14 protein-coding genes are annotated in these 17,485 nt (G+C 46.8%); 13 read left to right on the top strand and 1 reads right to left on the bottom strand.

Annotated elements, in window-relative coordinates:
* Positions 1-409: 409 nt before the first annotated feature.
* On the bottom strand, positions 410-1,348 hold the full coding sequence (locus tag NDI52_RS26395; protein ID WP_348256575.1) for an IS110 family transposase: 939 nt from the start codon (positions 1,346-1,348) through the stop codon (positions 410-412).
* Between the two features lie 982 nt (positions 1,349-2,330).
* Between NDI52_RS26395 and NDI52_RS26390 the strand changes: the two genes are divergently transcribed.
* The 13 genes from NDI52_RS26390 to NDI52_RS26330 all read left to right on the top strand — a co-directional run bounded on the left by NDI52_RS26390 (position 2,331) and on the right by NDI52_RS26330 (position 17,484).
* A complete protein-coding gene (locus NDI52_RS26390; protein ID WP_348256574.1) occupies positions 2,331-3,923 on the top strand; it encodes a phage tail sheath subtilisin-like domain-containing protein in 1,593 nt (530 codons plus the stop codon).
* 18 nt (positions 3,924-3,941) lie between these two features.
* Complete coding sequence (locus tag NDI52_RS26385) at positions 3,942-4,466, top strand: phage tail protein (RefSeq protein WP_190775383.1); 525 nt, start codon at positions 3,942-3,944, stop codon at positions 4,464-4,466.
* A 21-nt stretch (positions 4,467-4,487) separates the two neighbouring features.
* Positions 4,488-5,222, top strand: a complete 735-nt coding sequence (locus tag NDI52_RS26380) for a phage baseplate protein (RefSeq protein ID WP_190775382.1) — start codon at positions 4,488-4,490, stop codon at positions 5,220-5,222.
* Between the two features lie 63 nt (positions 5,223-5,285).
* Complete coding sequence (locus tag NDI52_RS26375; RefSeq protein ID WP_348256573.1) at positions 5,286-6,149, top strand: hypothetical protein; 864 nt, start codon at positions 5,286-5,288, stop codon at positions 6,147-6,149.
* Between the two features lie 2 nt (positions 6,150-6,151).
* Positions 6,152-6,421, top strand: a complete 270-nt coding sequence (locus tag NDI52_RS26370; protein ID WP_348256572.1) for a hypothetical protein — start codon at positions 6,152-6,154, stop codon at positions 6,419-6,421.
* Between the two features lie 144 nt (positions 6,422-6,565).
* Positions 6,566-7,225 carry a hypothetical protein gene (locus tag NDI52_RS26365; RefSeq protein WP_348256571.1) on the top strand — a complete coding sequence of 220 codons (660 nt, stop codon included), beginning with the start codon at positions 6,566-6,568 and terminating at the stop codon, positions 7,223-7,225.
* Between the two features lie 207 nt (positions 7,226-7,432).
* Complete coding sequence (locus NDI52_RS26360; protein WP_190775378.1) at positions 7,433-7,723, top strand: hypothetical protein; 291 nt, start codon at positions 7,433-7,435, stop codon at positions 7,721-7,723.
* A 12-nt stretch (positions 7,724-7,735) separates the two neighbouring features.
* Positions 7,736-8,875: a hypothetical protein gene (locus NDI52_RS26355; RefSeq protein WP_348256570.1), complete on the top strand. Its 1,140-nt coding sequence runs from the start codon at positions 7,736-7,738 to the stop codon at positions 8,873-8,875.
* Positions 8,872-9,516 (top strand): phage baseplate assembly protein V, encoded by a 645-nt coding sequence (locus tag NDI52_RS26350; RefSeq protein WP_190775376.1) that lies wholly within the window; start codon positions 8,872-8,874, stop codon positions 9,514-9,516. The genes NDI52_RS26355 and NDI52_RS26350 overlap by 4 nt, the downstream gene beginning before the upstream one ends.
* Before the next feature lie 318 nt (positions 9,517-9,834).
* On the top strand, positions 9,835-10,191 hold the full coding sequence (locus NDI52_RS26345; protein ID WP_190775375.1) for a GPW/gp25 family protein: 357 nt from the start codon (positions 9,835-9,837) through the stop codon (positions 10,189-10,191).
* Between the two features lie 5 nt (positions 10,192-10,196).
* Positions 10,197-12,650, top strand: coding sequence for a putative baseplate assembly protein (locus tag NDI52_RS26340; protein WP_348256569.1), 2,454 nt, complete (start codon positions 10,197-10,199; stop codon positions 12,648-12,650).
* Entirely contained in the window at positions 12,647-15,409 is a 2,763-nt protein-coding gene (locus tag NDI52_RS26335) for a putative baseplate assembly protein (RefSeq protein WP_190775373.1), read from the top strand. Before NDI52_RS26340 ends, NDI52_RS26335 begins: the two co-directional genes overlap by 4 nt.
* Positions 15,406-17,484: a phage tail protein gene (locus NDI52_RS26330; RefSeq protein WP_190775372.1), complete on the top strand. Its 2,079-nt coding sequence runs from the start codon at positions 15,406-15,408 to the stop codon at positions 17,482-17,484. Before NDI52_RS26335 ends, NDI52_RS26330 begins: the two co-directional genes overlap by 4 nt.
* Position 17,485 lies beyond the last annotated feature (1 nt).

The following is a 17,485-nucleotide window of genomic DNA, read 5'->3' as shown; positions in this document are numbered from 1 at the left end:
ATAGCGTTTCGATGGGTAATACGGCATAGTAATTTACATTGAAGTAGTAGATTTGACACTTCCTACTGAAGCGATTGATCGCGAGTTCTGATGCTCTGTGAAGTGCAGTGTTTCTGTGTCACACCTGGCTACACCATGACGAGTATTCTGAGGAAGCGCGGTGAGAAAGACTTTTTGAGTTAAGGGGAGATATTGAAATGACACCCTATTTTCAGACAAGAGGCTAAGAGCGATTATCTTGAATGTCAAGTAAAAGAATAGGAATGTAAGATGATAACGCACGGTCAAACATAAAAAATAGCACAGCATATCAAAAAATAGCTGCTGCTGAATTTTGCAAGTATATAAAGGTGATTGACTTTTAGATGAAATTATTAAAATAAAGCGTCACCTTATTATCATTGTCGCATTAAGTAGGATAATTCCAAGGTTTACCATCTCGAACCATTGCGTTAAGGATTCGTAGCAACTTATGCATACACGCAATTAATGCCACTTTCTTCGCTTTTCCCTGTTCTACTAGACGAGTGTAAAAGGCTTTCAAAGCTGGGTTATACCTTACCGCAACGAGTGTTCCCATGTACAATGCAGCACGAACGTTAGCCCGTCCACCCCATATAGTCCGAGTCCCTTTGTATTTACCACTATCCCGATTGAAGGGTGCAACTCCTACCAACGCACTAATACGTTTGTCACTTACCTGTCCCAGTTCAGGCAATGCTGCAACGAGTGTTGTCGCAATTACCTTACCAATGCCCGGCACACTTTTGAGTAACTCAATTCGCGATCGCCATTGCTCCTGGGATTGACTGAGTTGCTCAATTTCGAGGTCGAGTTGTTGGATATGTTCCTCTAGCCACACCAAATGCTCCTCTAGATTCTGCTGCATCTTTCCTCGCAAAGAGCTTTGGCGGTTTTTCTCAGCCGTTAACATCTCCACTAATTGGCGACGGCGGGTAACGGCTTCTTGCAGAGCTTGTGCGCTTGCACTAGCCAAAACCGTAACAGCCGGTTGCATCGCCTCACCAAAATGAGCTAGCACGGCAGCATCAATGCGATCCGTTTTTGCCAACTTACCACTGGCTTTAGCAAAATCTCGGCCTTGACGAGGATTAATAATGGAAATAGCAAATTCTTTTTCTTGCAGAGCTTGAGCTGCTTCCAGTTCCAGTCCTCCACTGGCTTCTAAAATTACTTGTCCGATTGTGAAAGATTGGAGACGTTCAATTAATTCAGCAATGCCAGTGGTTTGATTTTTAACTCGGAACTGTTCGCCACTCGGTCGCAAATAAACATCCAAGCTAGCTTTACTGACATCAATACCGACCCATTGTAACTGCTGTTCCATTGTGCCTTAATCTCCAGTAAATGAAAGTTGGCCGAATGCTGCACTCTTACTTGCTCCATGCGGACTGAGAGTCCAGGCGATTTTACGAGTTCTCAGCACTTCGAAGAGTGTGGCGACCCAAGCTCTTAGCCGGTTTTGAGAAACCCAGTAGTAGACGGTCTGCCACTCTCCCAAGATACAAGTAGTATTCTTGTTCTTGAAAGGGGGCAATTATGGCAGCAAACCGTCGTCAATACACCGCAGAATTCAAAGCAAAAGTTGTTCTATAAGTGCTCAGTGGTGAGAAAACCGCCAGCGATCTGTGTTGAGCACACAAGCTGAACTCAAATGTTCTAAACTGTTGGCGCAAGAAATTTCTGGAGCAAGCACCGAGTATTTTTGAAAAGGGTGAAGTAGTCAGCGAACATGAACAGAAGATAGCTGAGCTAGAGCGACTGGTGGGGCAATTGACGGTAGCAACTTGAATCGCAAAAAAAGCATCGAGCTATCTGGTTTACTCAGGGCTGTAGACGTTTGCTATTCGCAGCCTATACTGAGTGACTTTTTTACGTCCTTCCTGGCTTTTCAAACACCCTCAAGCCATGCATTCGTTCCGATAGTTTTTGTGATAGAACCAAAATCGATCCATAAACTCTATAAAGAGAACGAGTACGGCAAATCATTCGTCTTTAAAGAATTGTTATAGTGCAACCTTAGTTTTTGCTAGAACTTATTCTTCACATCCAGCGTCTTTCTCAGACAGGAAATTGCTACTAAGGCTCAAATACTTATATCAATTAATGTAAAGTATTTGCTTGAATCAGAAATAAGTAATGTGCTTTTTGCACTAAAGCAATAGAGTTGTACCCAACACATTATTGTGTTCCTCGCTCAAAGTCTCGAAAAGTGGTTTAAATAAAAAATATGCGATGAAGTTCCCTCCACTATTAGTCATAGTGGTTTATAGGGTGCTGGTAAAAAATCAATAGGGAGACCCTTGATAATGCCCATTACCCCCACCTATCCAGGCGTTTATATTGAAGAGATCCCCAGTGGTGTGTGCACTATTACAGGTGTGGCAACATCGATTACTGCCTTCATTGGTCGCGCCTTACGAGGACCTGTCAATCAGGCAGTCACCATCAATAGCTTTGCAGATTTTGAACGCATGTTTGGCGGCTTGTGGGTTGAAAGTAGCTTGGGTTATGCAGTGCGTGACTTCTACCTCAATGGTGGTAGCCAAGCAGTGATTGTGCGACTTTTACACTCAAAAAATGAAACTAGGCAAGTCACCCAAGGAGCGAGTAGACGTAATCCTGAGTCTGCCGAGGACAACTCAGTTGTGTCTCCAGCAAAAGCCAGATTACAGGTTGGGTCATCTAACTCCATCACTTTAGACGCAAGCAGTGAAGGAACCTGGGGTAACAATCTCCAACTTAGCATTGATCATGACGTGCCAACGGGTGCTGAATTGCTTCAAATCTATCCTGCTTCAGGATTAGAACAAGAGGATTTATTTAACTTGACTGTCCGAGACACGAGTACTGGGATAACAGAGGTGTTTCGTAATCTCACAGTAAAGTCTAGTCCTCGACAAATCAATAATGTACTCAGTAATGAGTCCAACTTAGTGCGAGTTGCTGCTTCCCTGCCGACTGCGCGCCCTGATGAAACAGCTGAATTTACAATAGTTACTCTGGGATCTGATGGTACTCAGTTAGAAGCTACAGATTTTGCAGGAGTAGGAACTGAGAGTAACAAGCAAGGATTGTATGCTCTAGAGCAAGTGGATTTATTTAATCTGCTTTGTCTGCCGTTATATTCTGAGAATATCAGTGACAATAGCTTGCTAGAGGCTGCCAAAAGCTATTGCGAAAAACGCCGTGCCTTTCTCTTGATCGATCCGCCTAAAAATGTTCGCACAATTGTGGATTTAGATTTAGGAGTACGCAGCAAAAATGCAGCTATTTTCTATCCCAGTCTGCGGCAACCCAATCCACTAAAGAATAACCAGATAGAAGAGTTTGCACCCTGTGGTGCGATTGCAGGTGTAATTGCGCGGACAGATGCCCAGCGAGGTGTTTGGAAAGCGCCAGCTGGATTGGAGGCATCTCTGGTTGGTGTTTCCCAATTGAGCGTATCTTTGACAGATGCTGAAAATGGACAACTGAATCAGCTTGGCATTAACTGTATTCGAACAATGCCAGGATCTGGACAGGTGCTTTGGGGGGCACGCACCTTGCAGGGTAACGATCGTTTGGCATCAGAGTGGAAATATATTCCTGTGCGTCGTTTGTCTTTGTACATTCAGGAAAGCCTGTATCGAGGTACTCAATGGGTTGTCTTTGAGCCAAATGATGAATCATTGTGGGCACAAATTCGATTGAATCTGGGTGCATTCATGCACAATCTGTTTCGGCAGGGTGCGTTTCAAGGCAAGTCTCCGCGAGAGGCTTATTTTGTAAAATGTGACAGCGAAACTACGACTCAGAATGATATCAATTTAGGGATCGTCAACATCAGAGTGGGATTTGCACCATTGAAGCCAGCGGAGTTTGTGATTCTTCAACTACAGCAAATGGCTGGGCAAATTTAAGCTTAGAGGAGAACAGGAATGGCACAATTTAGCGTTAATGCACAGCGATTTGACCCCTACAAAAACTTCAAGTTTCGAGTCAAGTGGGATGGTCGATATGTTGCCGGAGTCAGTAAGGTCAGCGCTTTAAGGCGTACAACAGAGGTTGTTAAACATCGAGAAGGCGGAGATCCAAGCAGCGATCGCCTCTCTCCAGGACGCAGCACCTTCGAGGCGATTACCCTAGAACGAGGAGTCACTCATGATACGGAATTCGAGCGGTGGGCAAATAAAGTTTGGAACTATGGAGCTGGATTGGGGGCAGAAGTGTCCCTGAGGGACTTCCGCAAGGATCTGATCATCGAAGTCTATAACGAAGCCGGACAGTTGGCAATTGCCTACAAGGTTTACCGTGCTTGGGTTTCTGAGTACCAGGCGCTGCCTGAGCTAGATGCAAATGCGAATGCGATTGCAATCCAAACCCTCAAGCTAGAAAACGAGGGATGGGAGCGAGATTACGAGGTCGCTGAGCCGAGTGAACCCAGTTTTGTTGAGCCCTCTTGATCCTTTTAGAAGGGCTAAATCATGCGTCCCTTAAGTGCCAATGACGTAATTACAATTTGGGAATTAGGCCAACGGTTATGCCCATGGGAGCGAGCAATATCGTTATTGTCTGTTGCCTGCCCGAATCAATCTCAGCAGCAATTAGCGATGCTGAGTGTAGGGCAGCGAGATCGCCGCTTGTTAGCATTGCGGCAAATGACGATTGGTTCTCAACTAAATTGCACAACAACTTGTCCTAAATGCGGTGGTCGTCTTGAGTTTGCATTGAATCTCTCCGATATCTGTGTTGCTGAATTAACAGATACTCCCAATGCGCCTCAAATCGTGCAAATCGGGGATTTTGAATGCCAATTTCGGTTACCCAATAGTTACGATTTAGCCTTGCTGGCAGATGCTAGAACGTTTGAAGAAGCTTACCACTCTTTGGTGGAGTGTTGTGTTTTCCAAGTGAGCCAGGATAGCACTCTTGTTTCCTGGAACGCTCTACCCGTTGAAGTAATGACTCAATTAACGCAGTATATCAGCAGCTTTGATCCTCAAGCAGAAATCTTGCTAGATCTAGATTGCCCAAACTGTCAGTATCAATGGCAGCCAATGTTTGATATTGTTTCGTTTTTTTGGACGGAACTGGATGCCCTGGCACGACACTTACTGCAAGAGGTCCATACGCTAGCTAAAGCGTATGGTTGGCACGAGGTAGATATTTTGTCAATGACTGCTACACGGCGGCAGCTTTATCTAGACATAGTGAGTTAAATGGCAAATTTCTTCTCTCGGCTGGCTGAACGTAGCCTAGGGTTAAACCCGATGGTGCAACCAATGATTGTATCCAGATTTAGTTCCACACCAGCGATGGTGGAAGAAGCCGATCTGCCCTGGCATCGTGAAGCTGAGCATCCTTCTACGGCAGTAGATCCTACTCCATCCGTCGAAATGCCATCTCACCAATCCATTAAACCTGTCCAACCTTTACACCCTGCACCAGAAGATGACATTGCCTTCAATTCAATTCAGAGGCAGGTACAGCAGCAGTTCTTTCTTACATCACTACCTAACCAGGTTGTACAACCATCTTTCACTCTGCCTCAACCTAACTCAAAGCAGGTCATTTTTCCTACTGCTAATTCGAAATCAACCAGTCAATTCACGATTGAAGAACCAAATCAAAAGGCTTCTCTACAACCTTTCCAAGTTTTGCAACCGAGTCAATCCGTTCCGGTCATCACTCATCTTTCGCGATCTACTGAGCAATCCGACTATGGAGCGCCAAGCGCCTCTAGAAATGAGGCTAACAATTTACTGGATAAACCTCTCTCTGCCCAAAACTATAGCGATCGCTCCACAGCAAGTAGGCAATCTAAAACTACTGGTAACAATTTATTTACTCAACCTATTACACTGCAAGATTACAACGATCGCTCAAATAATCAAGATCACTCAATGACAGGTAACTCAAGTTCACTGCCTCAATCCGCTGCTCCAATAAACTTGAACTTAGCCTTGAGAGATTCATACCCACAAAGCTTAGCTGAATCAGTAGTGGCATCTCCCACAATCCGTGTCATCATCGGTCGGGTTGAAGTTCGGGCAATGATGCCAACTCCATCTGCACCCAAAGCAACTCCAGTACGTTCTCGTCCTGCCGTATCACTGGATACTTACTTAAAACAACGCAGGAGTTAGCTATGAGTAGTGATCTGAAAATGAACATTGAGTTGCACATCCAAGAGTTAGTATTATACGGTTTTTCCCAAAAGGATGGAGAGCGAATTCAAAAGGAAATTGAACAAGAATTAACTCGTTTATTTACAAAACATGGTGTTCCTGCTTCATTTTCAGACAGTTATGAAATCACAGAATTAAAGGGAGTTTCGTTTGATGTCAGGGCAGGAATGGAAGTAGAGACAATTGGCTCCCAGGTAGCGCAAGCAATTTATGGGGGAATGGGGAAATGAAACCAAATATTTTGCAAGTAGAAGAGGATTTACACCAAATCCAAAAATATAAAGTTGGTGAATTACATTAGGTATTAAAACGCTGAAGATTGAAATTATTCTTATGTTTTTGTAAGTCCTTGAAACATAATTGAAGTTACCTAGATGGCAAGTTTTCCTGGTTCTCCTCGCTTATTTAAAGGTGCGCTCGTTGGTTTTGATCTCACCAATTCCCTTCCTAAGGTGATTCCATTTCAATACAATCCTGAAACATTGACTCGTACCCTAGAACCGCAGATACAGGGGAATGAGCAGGCAGGTTCTACCGTTGGTTTAAGACTCAGCGGGGCGGCGGCGGAAAGTATTAGTATTGAGATTGAGATAGATGCCACGGATCAGCTGGAAAAAAGTAATGATATTGCTATCAATATGGGTATTTATCCCCAACTTTCAGCATTGGAAATGCTGGTTTATCCTGCTAGTTCGATGGTGATTGCCAATACAATGATGCTAGCAGTGGGAACGATTGAAATTATACCGTCGCCGTCCAAGTTAACTCTATTCATTTGGGGACAGCGACGTATTCTACCAGTGAATATTACTAACTTCAGTATTACAGAAGAAGCTCATGATACAAACCTCAATCCGATTCGAGCGAAAGTATCTCTGGGAATGCGTGTCCTCACCTATTCGGATCTCCCGGTGACCCATCCTGGCTATCATCTATTTTTGGCGCATCAAGTGGTCAAAGAAACGATGGCAGCGTTAGGTACAGGCACTGGCTTGAATAACTTGCTAGGCACAAACATTAAATTATTAAGCTAATTTTTGATTTAACTCCATTTTCTATTTTTTAATGAGTACTAAGCGTTTTAAGAAGATGGCGATAAAGAAAAATGCTCAAAAAATCACTTTCAGTCAGTTTAGAAAGATGAATCAGCTAACACTGGATTTTCATCAAGAAAATAGTATCTAATCGGAGTTGGGTCTCTTTAGGCTAATCTGAAGAACGTTTTTGTAGAGGTGTTAATCATGTTTGAACACACTAGTCGCTACTACAAGTTAGACACCGCCACTCTGAGCACTCCTGAAGGGCGGCATCTCTCCTATAAACGTCGGCGCTTTTTGCCTCAAGCAGAAACCCTATCCAGGGTGCTAGAGGTACGGGTAAAAGAAGGCGATCGCCTTGACACGTTAGCTGCAAATCTCTTAGGCGATCCAGAGCAGTATTGGCAAATTTGTGATGCAAACAACGCTATGAATCCTTTTGAACTAACGACTGAAATTGGGCGAACCTTGTACATTGCTCAAACCCAGTTTTAGAGGGATGTTGCTATGTTTTTCCAGGGCGTTCGGCTTTCTCTTCTAATTGGTCCCACCGTAGCGATTCCGGCCCCCCCTAACCTGATTCAATCCTTAGATAGCATCGAAATTACCCAAACGGACGCGGAGCGATCGGGCTTTCAACTGTCCTTCAAAATCGATCGTAGTGGGCTCTTTGCCGCGATCGACTACCCCATCCTCAAACTACCGCTATTGCGTCCCTTCAATCGAGTAATAATCGTCGTCACCGTCAACGCAACGCCCCATGTACTGATGGATGGCATCATTACTCATCAACAGTTGTCTCCCTCTAGCAACAACTCCGGGCTCCTCACTGTCACGGGCGAAGATGTGAGCGTCATGATGGATATGGAGGAAAAGATCGTAGAGCATCCTGCCCAACCGGATATTGCGATCGTTCCTAAAATCATTGCTACTTACGCTCAATACGGATTGATTCCCACAGTGGTTCCCCCTCCCTCTATTGATGTTCCTAACCCCGTGGAGCGAGTTCCTGTACAGGTGGGCACCGATCTGGAATATCTAGAGGAACTAGCGGAGCGCTACGCCTATGTCTTTTACGTTTCTCCGGGGCCTGTCCCCGGTACAAACACTGCCTATTGGGGTCCCCCAACCCGTGCAGACATTCCCCAGCGGGCTCTCTCCGTCAATTTGGGAACCTCTACCAATGTGCATTCTATCAATATTCAGCACAAAGCTCTGACTCCTACCTTTGTCTCCGGGCAAGGAGAAGATAGTCTGACGGGACGTAATCTTCCGATCAAAACCTTCTCTAGCCTGCGGCTGCCCCTGGCCACCCAATCCGCCATGTTGAAAACGGCTAAAGCTCGTAAAGTGCTTCCTAAACAGGGCCCAGGTTTAACCTACGCTCAGATGCTCTCCCGGGCCCAGGTGATTACTGATACTTCCATGGATCAGGTGGTGGAAGCCACTGGAGAGCTCGATGTGATGCGTTACAACGGAGTTTTAAAGGCACGGGGAGTCGTCGGTTTGAGGGGCGTAGGCAGCACTTACGACGGCTTATATTACGTCAAAAGCGTTACCCATCAATTGCGATTGGGTGAATACAAACAAAGCTTCACTCTTACCCGTGAGGGGGTTGGTACAACAACACCAGTGGTGATTCCATGAGACGCTTCTATGGTAAGTATCGGGGCAAAGTGGTCAACAATATCGACCCACTCTACTTGGGCCGAGTGCAAGTTTCTGTCCCTTACATCTTAGGTGAAGGCAGACTCAGTTGGGCCCTACCTTGTGTCCCTTATGCCGGCAAGGGTGTTGGTTTCTACGCGATCCCCAAACTTAACAGCAATATTTGGGTTGAGTTTGAAGCAGGTGACCCCGATTACCCAATTTGGACTGGTTGCTTTTGGGGTAAGGGGGATCTGCCACTGCCCCCCCCGGCCGCGCCAACGACAAAGATGTTTAAAACTGACACCATAACCCTTACCTTTGACGATGCACCAGGAGCCGGGGGCATAACCATTGAGATCAATCCGCCAGCCGTGCAGGTGCCGATCAAACTGGTGCTGAATTCACAAGGGGTCGTGGTGACATGCAATCCCGCTGCCCTCAAGCTCACCCCCAAGGGCGTTGAAATTGGACTCACCCCTGCTACTGTCAAACTTTCCCCTGAAGTGCTTGAGCTGGCCCTAGCTCAAGCGATGGTAAAACTGACTCAAGCAAGCCTCGACATACAACATGGGAGCGCTACGGTTAAGCTTGCGAATGTCAATGTCAATGTCAACAATGGCGCACTGGAGGTGACCTGATGCCTGGTTATCTGCTCCGTTTGGGTGATCCCGTTCTCTGTATGCACAGCGGAATTGGTCAAACCGTCCCTATTAATCCAAGGGTTAGGGTAGATAGTCAACCCATTGTCTTGAAAAACTATGTCTATGCAATCACCGGGTGCTCTTTATTGCCCTCAGGTGGACCGTTTTGTGCTATCGCTCAATGGACAAGGGCGGCTACAAGGGTTAAATCCAATGGATTGCCGGTGATATTACAAGACTCGCAAGCGGAATGTCAGACTACGAAAAACGGGGTGTTGGTGCAGCCAACCCAGTTGCGAGTGAAGGGGATTTAGCATGACCAATATTGCCTATCCATTTCAAATTGATCGCCACCATCGCATTGCGCAATCCAATTCCGATGATCATATTCATCAGCTGATTGAACAACTTCTGTTCACAACGCCAGGTGAGCGAGTGAATCGTCCCACTTTTGGCACTGGACTGATGCAGCTTGTCTTTGCGCCTAACAGTGATGAGCTAGCTGCTGCGGCGCAGTTTTTAGTGCAAGGAGCCTTACAGCAGTGGTTAGGTGATTTGATTGTGGTAGAAGCAATCCAGGTAGAAAGCGAAGACTCCACAGTGAGGGTAACGGTGCAGTATGTTGTGCGCCGCAATCAAGAGCGACAGGTTGCCCAGTTTGAACGGAGCTAGGTGGGATGAGTGAGTTTCAACTGGATGAAACATCGCGTAAACAGCGGCGTACTGCCATCAGCCAACACACTAGGCTGACTGGACTGGATTTTATTGAAGTCAACTTCAAGCCGTTGCGACTCTTGTTGCACTTTATTCCTGCAGCTCAGGGCATTGAGAAAACTGTTGTTCCGGCTAACATCAAACCTGAGAATATCAAAATCACGTCGGGTCTAAGCACAACCCCCTTAAATTTCAACCTATCTGATGTTGAGCATCAGGTCGGTAGTAGCGTGCTTAGAATTGATTTAATGAATGCATCGCCCAGCGATCCCAATGCGGCAGATAGCTCCTCTCTGTACACGCTGGAACTGGTTAATGTTCCCAACCTCGATCGCTTTTTTTCCCAGGCGACATTTTCTCTAGAAACCGACCGCATCAGCGAATTTGACTCTGTTGCGTTACCTCGCCGATTACCTAAGCCGCCACTGGAACTCGAGATTGATTACCTGGCACGGGACTATGGCAGTTTCCGGCAACTGATGCTTGATCGGTTATCGGTGTTGATGCCCGAGTGGAGGGAACACCATCCAGCCGATTTAGGTACCACTTTAGTAGAAGTATTAGCCTACGCGGGCGATCGCCTCAGCTACTACCAGGATGCCGTTGCCACCGAAGCCTATTTAGGCACTGCCCGACGGCGCATCTCGGTCAAACGGCACGCTCAATTGATCGATTACCGCATACACGAAGGGTGTAATGCCCGCGCCTGGGTGCAAATTCAGATTCGGGGTGATCACAAAGCCTCCTTACCCCCCGGAACGCTCCTAGCGACTAAAACGGAGTCGGCTGAACCAACCCTTGCACAGCCAGTCTATCAGGCGCTGAAACCTCAATTACAAATGTTTGAGACGTTGCACGTAATCGATCTAGTGCAAACTCATAACCAGATACTTTTTTATGATTGGGGGCTAGAAGAATTTTATTTGCCCAAAGGGGCCATCAGTGCGGTCTTACAGAACGGTTTTTCAGATTTGAAAGTGGGCGATGTATTGATTTTAGAGGAAATACTCAGCCCTACCACAGGCCAAGCTGAAGATGCCAATATCAACCATCGTCATCCCATTCGCTTGACCAATGTTGCGGTTGACGACGAGGATAGAATCGATCCTCTGCGATCGCCTGGACGATTGACTCAGATTGAGTGGATTACAGCGGATGCGCTTCCCTTTCCCCTCTTCATTTCGCGACGGCAAGGCAATCAGATACTGAGAGCCATCAGTGTTGCTCGTGGGAATATTGTGCTGGCTGAACATGGACGACGGATTAAAGAGGAGCCATTGCCTCCTGTCCCAGAGCGTCAACGGTATTGTCCACGCCTTCAGCAAGCCGAGTTGACTCATGCGGTGCCCTATGACCACGCTCAGGCTCAAACTCAACCCGCTAGCAGTGCGCTGGTCCAAGATCCACGGGATGCTATCCCTATGATTAACCTTTACGAAAATGAGGAAACCTGGTGGGCACGGCGCGACCTTTTGAGTAGCGATCGCTTTGCTTGTGACTTTGTGGTAGAAACCGAAAGTGATGGATTCGCCTACCTCCGATTTGGTGATGGAGTACGGGGTAAGCAACCCAAACAAACCTCTCATTTATCTGCGACCTACCGAGTGGGTAATGGTACGCATGGAAATGTGGGGCAGCACGCGATCGCGCATCTGATTCCAGCTGACGCCGATCCCCTCAACATCCACGAACAAATTATCCAGGTACGAAATCCACTACCCGCCCAAGGCGGCACCGATCCAGAGAACATCGAACAGGTGCGCCTTTATGCACCACAAGTCTTTCATGCTGAGCAACAACGTTGTATCAACGCCGATGACTACAAATGGATGACGGAGCGTCATCCAGAGGTCCAACAAGCATCTGCTGTCCTGCGCTGGACGGGAAGCTGGTATACGGCATTTGTGGCGGTGAAACGACGGGGCAATCAACCGATCGATCCGGCATTTCAGCAGACCTTATTGAATTACCTGGAACGCTATCGGTTGGCAGGCTATGACTTGAAAATTGTTGCGCCTCAGTATGTACCCATCGATATTGCTTTAACGGTAAAAGTGGCAGCCGGATACTTTGCGAGTACAGTTAAACAATCCTTGCTGGAAGCGTTTAGTAACGCTGATTTACCAAATGGTCAGCAGGGCTTTTTCCATCCCGATCGCTTTACCTTTGGTCAATCGGTTTACTTTAGTCAGGTCGTGCAAGCTGCCATGCAAGTTCCGGGAGTTGCGGGTGTCTATCTTCCACAGCAGGGAGATCAGCCGGTGGAAATTAAATTTCAGCGTTGGGGAGCTGCTGCTCAGGGGGAACTTGAAAATGGCAAAATCCCCATCAGTTCACTTGAAATTGCCCGTTTGGATAATACGGCAAGTGCTCCAAACAATGGCAGAATTACATTTCACTTACAGGGGGGCTTATGAACACCGACCCTCCAGAGTTTGGTTCGGCTGAAGTTCCCGAAATTCATAACAATGCTCCTGGAAAGAGCGCGATCGCCTATCGCTATGGAACTCATGCCACGATATTGCAGCGTTTACTTTCCCGACTGCATCAACAAGAAATTCCGGGATCTGAAACGACTGCTCCAACTCGCCCTCTCCAGGCTCTATCCATTCACGACCGCGATGATCCTGCGATTGCACTGCTGGATAGCTGGGCGGTGGTTGCCGATGTGCTGAGTTTTTATCAGGAACGGATTGCAAATGAGGGTTATCTGCGAACGGCGATCGAGGATCGTTCGGTCTTGGAATTGTCAAAGGCGATCGGTTATGGCTTGCGACCGGGTGTTGCCGCCAGCGCACCACTTGTTTTCACTGTAGAAGATTCCCCCGGATCAGAACCTGCTGTTTTGATCCCTCAAGGAACGCAGGTACAAAGTATCCCAACCCAACCCGGAGAACAACCTCAGACCTTTGAAACTGTGAGCGATTTCGAGGCGCGAGCAGAGTGGAACTGCATCATTCCCTATCTACACCAAGAGGAGGCCGCTAAGCAAACCATTAAACAAGATACATCTCAGCTAAAGCTACAGGGTACAAATACGCTACTTCAACCTGGTGACATCATTTTGATCGTAGGCGATGAACGAAAAGAAAACGAAGCGAGCAATAAATGGTATGTGGGGACAGTCGCAGAAGTTGAACCAAATTTGCAAGCCAATTACACACAAATTACTTGGAATTTGGATGTCCTAACTCCTTCTGCTAATCTTCGGGCAGGGCCTCCTGCAAATCCTGAGGTGTTCGTATTGCGCCAGAGAGCTGCTCTATTTGGCTACAATGCGCCTCAATCAAGTTACACAATGATTCAAGGTGAAGGTACGATTTCCAGTGGAACAGGTTCAGCGGGACGGGGCACCGTTAGTGGAGACAATACCCTCTTCAAAGCCCAGCTTAAAGTCGGTGACATTATTATTGCTGAGGATAACCAGACGAGAAGCATTGTTTCGATAAATGATGCAGGTCTGATTGTTGACGCTCCCTTCAATCCTGCTTTGAACCAAAAAAGATTTAGTTTCATTCGACCGGGAGATATTAGAACCAACCCCCGTGTTGAAGGAACGCAAATTAATTTGAATGCTGCTTATCTAAGGGTTTTATCAAACAGTTGGATTCTTTTAAGTCAACCTGAGTTGTCAAACGGCACTGTTACAACTCAACTTAAAACTAAACTTTGCAAAGTCATTAGTAGCTCCGCTATTTTTCATGCTGAATTTGGTTTGGAGAGCCAAGTCACTAGACTTGAAGTTGATTCAAGAGTTCAGGAACAAGAGTTTAACGTGCGCCGAACGACTGTTTTTTTACAAAGTGAGAAGTTAGAGCTTTTCCAATCGGTTGAACTCAAACATCGAATTGAGGAAAAAAACGGAAAAACAACGATCGCACTCGATCGCGTTAATCCCAATCTGAAGCCTGAACAAGCAATTATTATCAGTAGTAGTAATCACTCTGGCGTCAAGGATAAAGTTGTAACTATTGAAGATATTTATGGAGATGTGGATAGCCATACAGTACTCGTATTGAAAGAAACGCTCGAAGCAGCTGAATATGAGCCTTCGACCCTAAAAATTTATGCCAATGTTGTTTTTGCAACGCATGGAGAAACAATCGCAGATGAAGTGCTCGGAAGTGGTGATGGAACTAAAGCAAACCAGCAGTTTGGATTGAAAAAGCCACCATTGACCTACGTTTCGTCCATAGCCGGGACAGGCATTCAGAGTACGCTCAAGGTCTACGTCAATCAGGTACTCTGGCAACACGTTCAATCCCTGCACAATCAGGATGCCCGCAGCCAGTGTTACATTGTGCAGACCAATGAGCAAGGACAAACCCGCATCATTTTTGGAGATGGGATTCGGGGTGCCCGCTTACCCAGTGGTCAGGAGAATGTGCGTGCTACCTATCGCAGTGGCATTGGTCATGTGGGTGAAGTCAAAGCTGGATCACTCATCTTACTTCAGAACCGTCCTTTAGGCATTCGGGAAGTGACGAATCCGCTTCCTGCGGGCGGAGCCGCTGATCGCGATTCCTTTGAGATTGTTCGTAAAAACGCGCCCCGTACGGTTCTCACCCTGAATCATGTCGTGTCTCTACGCGATTTTGAGAACTTTGCGCGGAGTTTTGCGGGCATTGGTAAAGCTCAGGCTTCCCTAATTTGGACAGGGGAGATGCGACAAATATACATCACAGTCGCTGATGAGAATGGTAAAGCGGTTCCTAGGGAGCTGTGCAATACCTTGCGGGATGCGATCGCGGCTGCGGGCAATGCCCTTCAACCGATTCAAGTAGTCCCTTACGACCCAAAGGAAGGTTTGTTTAACTTAGAAGCTAAGATATTAGTCGGCGATCGCTATCGATTTGAAACTGTAAAGCCTCAAATTCAACAAGCATTAAGTCACGCGTTTAGCTTTCACCAACGGGAGTTTGGTCAGGGCGTCGCAGCGTCGCAGGTCATTCAAATCATTCAATCTGTAGAAGGAGTTGTGGCTGTAGATTTGGATGCGCTCTATCTAAGTCCTCCTAATCAAACGAATCAGACGAAACAGGCTAGTCAGCCTAATCTACTCGAATCATTCCTTGTAGCCGGGTTAGGGCGTTGGCAAGGTGGAAAAGCAGAGCCTGCTCAGATTTTGTTGTTAAACTCCACTGAAGAAGGAACTGTTTTGGAGAGGTGGACATGAATCAGCCAAGTGCAGAACGCCTCTATCACCTTCTACCTGCTATTTATCGTCAGCGAGATGAGGCTGAAGGAGAGCCACTACGTGCGCTGCTTGCGGTGATGGAAACTGAACTGCAAACAATCGAAGCTGATATTGAAGGACTTTATGAAAATTGGTTTATTGAAACCTGTGAAGAGTGGGTTGTTCCATACATTGCCGATTTATTAGGTGTTAGCAACCTTAGCGATCAGGAAAGCACTCGCTTAAGCCATCGATCCTATGTGGCAAATACGATCGCCTATCGTCGCCGCAAGGGAACACCTGCGATTTTAGAGAACATCACGATGGATGTCGCCAATTGGCGATCTAAAGTTGTGGAAGGGTTTGAAGGCGTGAGTGTGACTCAGTCAGTTAACCATGTTCGTCCTGATAAAGGTAGAACGTTGGATATTCGTAACAAATCGGTATTAGACCAGTTAAATTCGCCGTTTGATGCGGCGTCTCATACGGTTGATGTTCGCCGTATTGCCTCGCAATATTCAATCCGAGGTCAATCGAATATTTTGAATTTAGGATTGTTTGTTTGGCGACTGCAAAGTTATCCAATTAGAAACAGTCCTGCCGCTTCTGTGAGTGGGGGGTGCTATACCGTTCATCCGTTGAAAAGGGATATGCCCCTATTCAACCGTCCCCAAACGAAAACCGATATCACTCAACGAACTGAGGTCATTCATCTGCCCTGTTCCCTTAGCGTTGAAACACTCGCAGCAGACTTAAAGGAGTACAACACGCGATACAAAGAGCCGAACCAACCACCCAACAGCAACTTTTATGGTCCCGATCGCAGTTTCAATATCACTAGAAATGGGCGATCGGTGTTACCCAGCCAGTTAGTTAGCCTGCGGTTAGAGAACTGGCAACAGGAAGGTTGGCAACGACCGAGACTTGAAGCTGGGCAAGTGGCGATCGATGTTGAACGGGGACGTTTAGTGCTTCCAGATTCTAATCAAGGCACTGCCTTATCCGTGAGCTACTGCTACGGGTTTAGTAGTGATCTGGGGGGAGGTCCCTACGATCGTCAGCAAACTCTGGCAAACCTGGCTAACTCAGACTGGTTGCAGACAGTCCCAGCGAACAGCAGTCTTGAGCGTGTTTTGGCAGACTGGCAAACTTCAGCAAAATCCAAGGGCGTTATTCAGATTTTAGACAACGGTGTTTATGGCAGTAATGAACAGCCCATGACGACGATAACGCTGCCTGCATTCAGTCAATTGACTCTAGAATCCGCAGATGGAAATCGTCCTGCTATTCAATCCCCTCAGATTGTGATTGAAGCTGCGGAGGCGGGGGCAAGCCTGATTTTGAATGGTTTTCTGATAAAGGGCAACCTCATCATTCGTGGAAACCTGAACCTAACCCTAATTCATTGCACAGTGCTGGGGGGAATTGAAGCCGATCAAAGTGTCAACTTACAAGCGACGATTGCTTACAGCATTGTGGGTCCTCTGCGCTTACCTGATCAACGCGCTATTCTGACCATTCAAGACAGCATGGTCGATAGCCGCCCTGATGCCACGACGATCGCTGAAAAAGCCAATACTTTTGCCATTGCAGCCGATGAAGCAGGTGCTCCGGGACCGGTGACCACATTAGAACGAACAACGGTTTTTGGGCAGGTGAATCTGGGTGAATTGCCGCTCGCCTCAAACGTCATTTTTACAGCCCCTGTCGCTGTACAACGCCAATATTCCGGTGGAATTCGCTTCAGTTATGTTCCCAGCGATTCTGCTACTCCCCCTCGCTATCGCTGTCAGCCTGATCTGTGGCTGCATCAGCCAACTCAGGAAGCCTCAATCGATGGTCGCGATCGCCTCTTACAACTCACTCCCCGCTTTACCTCTGTCACTTACGGAGAACCGGGTTATGCTCAACTCAGTCAGCACTGTGCTCAGGAAATTGCGGCTGGGGCAGATGATGGTTCTGAAATGGGTGTTTTTCATCTGCTGCATCAGCCGCAGCGCAGGGCCTACTTACAGCTCAACTTAGAGGAGTATGTTCCGTCTGGTTTAGATATTGGCATTTTTTATATCACGTGAT

Origin of the sequence: Leptolyngbya sp. PL-A3 (genome assembly GCF_039962325.1) — a bacterium.
Lineage (GTDB): Bacteria > Cyanobacteriota > Cyanobacteriia > Elainellales > Elainellaceae > Vacuolonema.
This window is presented reverse-complemented; position numbering and strand designations above follow the sequence as displayed.

Excerpts from the sequence above, each read along its gene's own strand:
- NDI52_RS26380 (WP_190775382.1), top strand. The coding sequence starts at position 4,488 with ATGCGTCCCTTAAGTGCCAATGACGTAATTACAATTTGGGAATTAGGC.
- NDI52_RS26375 (WP_348256573.1), top strand. The coding sequence starts at position 5,286 with ATGATTGTATCCAGATTTAGTTCCACACCAGCGATGGTGGAAGAAGCC.
- NDI52_RS26330 (WP_190775372.1), top strand. The coding sequence starts at position 15,406 with ATGAATCAGCCAAGTGCAGAACGCCTCTATCACCTTCTACCTGCTATT.
- NDI52_RS26360 (WP_190775378.1), top strand. The coding sequence starts at position 7,433 with ATGTTTGAACACACTAGTCGCTACTACAAGTTAGACACCGCCACTCTG.
- NDI52_RS26355 (WP_348256570.1), top strand. The coding sequence starts at position 7,736 with ATGTTTTTCCAGGGCGTTCGGCTTTCTCTTCTAATTGGTCCCACCGTA.
- NDI52_RS26370 (WP_348256572.1), top strand. The coding sequence starts at position 6,152 with ATGAGTAGTGATCTGAAAATGAACATTGAGTTGCACATCCAAGAGTTA.
- NDI52_RS26350 (WP_190775376.1), top strand. The coding sequence starts at position 8,872 with ATGAGACGCTTCTATGGTAAGTATCGGGGCAAAGTGGTCAACAATATC.
- NDI52_RS26365 (WP_348256571.1), top strand. The coding sequence starts at position 6,566 with ATGGCAAGTTTTCCTGGTTCTCCTCGCTTATTTAAAGGTGCGCTCGTT.
- NDI52_RS26340 (WP_348256569.1), top strand. The coding sequence starts at position 10,197 with ATGAGTGAGTTTCAACTGGATGAAACATCGCGTAAACAGCGGCGTACT.
- NDI52_RS26335 (WP_190775373.1), top strand. The coding sequence starts at position 12,647 with ATGAACACCGACCCTCCAGAGTTTGGTTCGGCTGAAGTTCCCGAAATT.
- NDI52_RS26395 (WP_348256575.1), bottom strand. The coding sequence starts at position 1,348 with ATGGAACAGCAGTTACAATGGGTCGGTATTGATGTCAGTAAAGCTAGC.
- NDI52_RS26385 (WP_190775383.1), top strand. The coding sequence starts at position 3,942 with ATGGCACAATTTAGCGTTAATGCACAGCGATTTGACCCCTACAAAAAC.
- NDI52_RS26345 (WP_190775375.1), top strand. The coding sequence starts at position 9,835 with ATGACCAATATTGCCTATCCATTTCAAATTGATCGCCACCATCGCATT.
- NDI52_RS26390 (WP_348256574.1), top strand. The coding sequence starts at position 2,331 with ATGCCCATTACCCCCACCTATCCAGGCGTTTATATTGAAGAGATCCCC.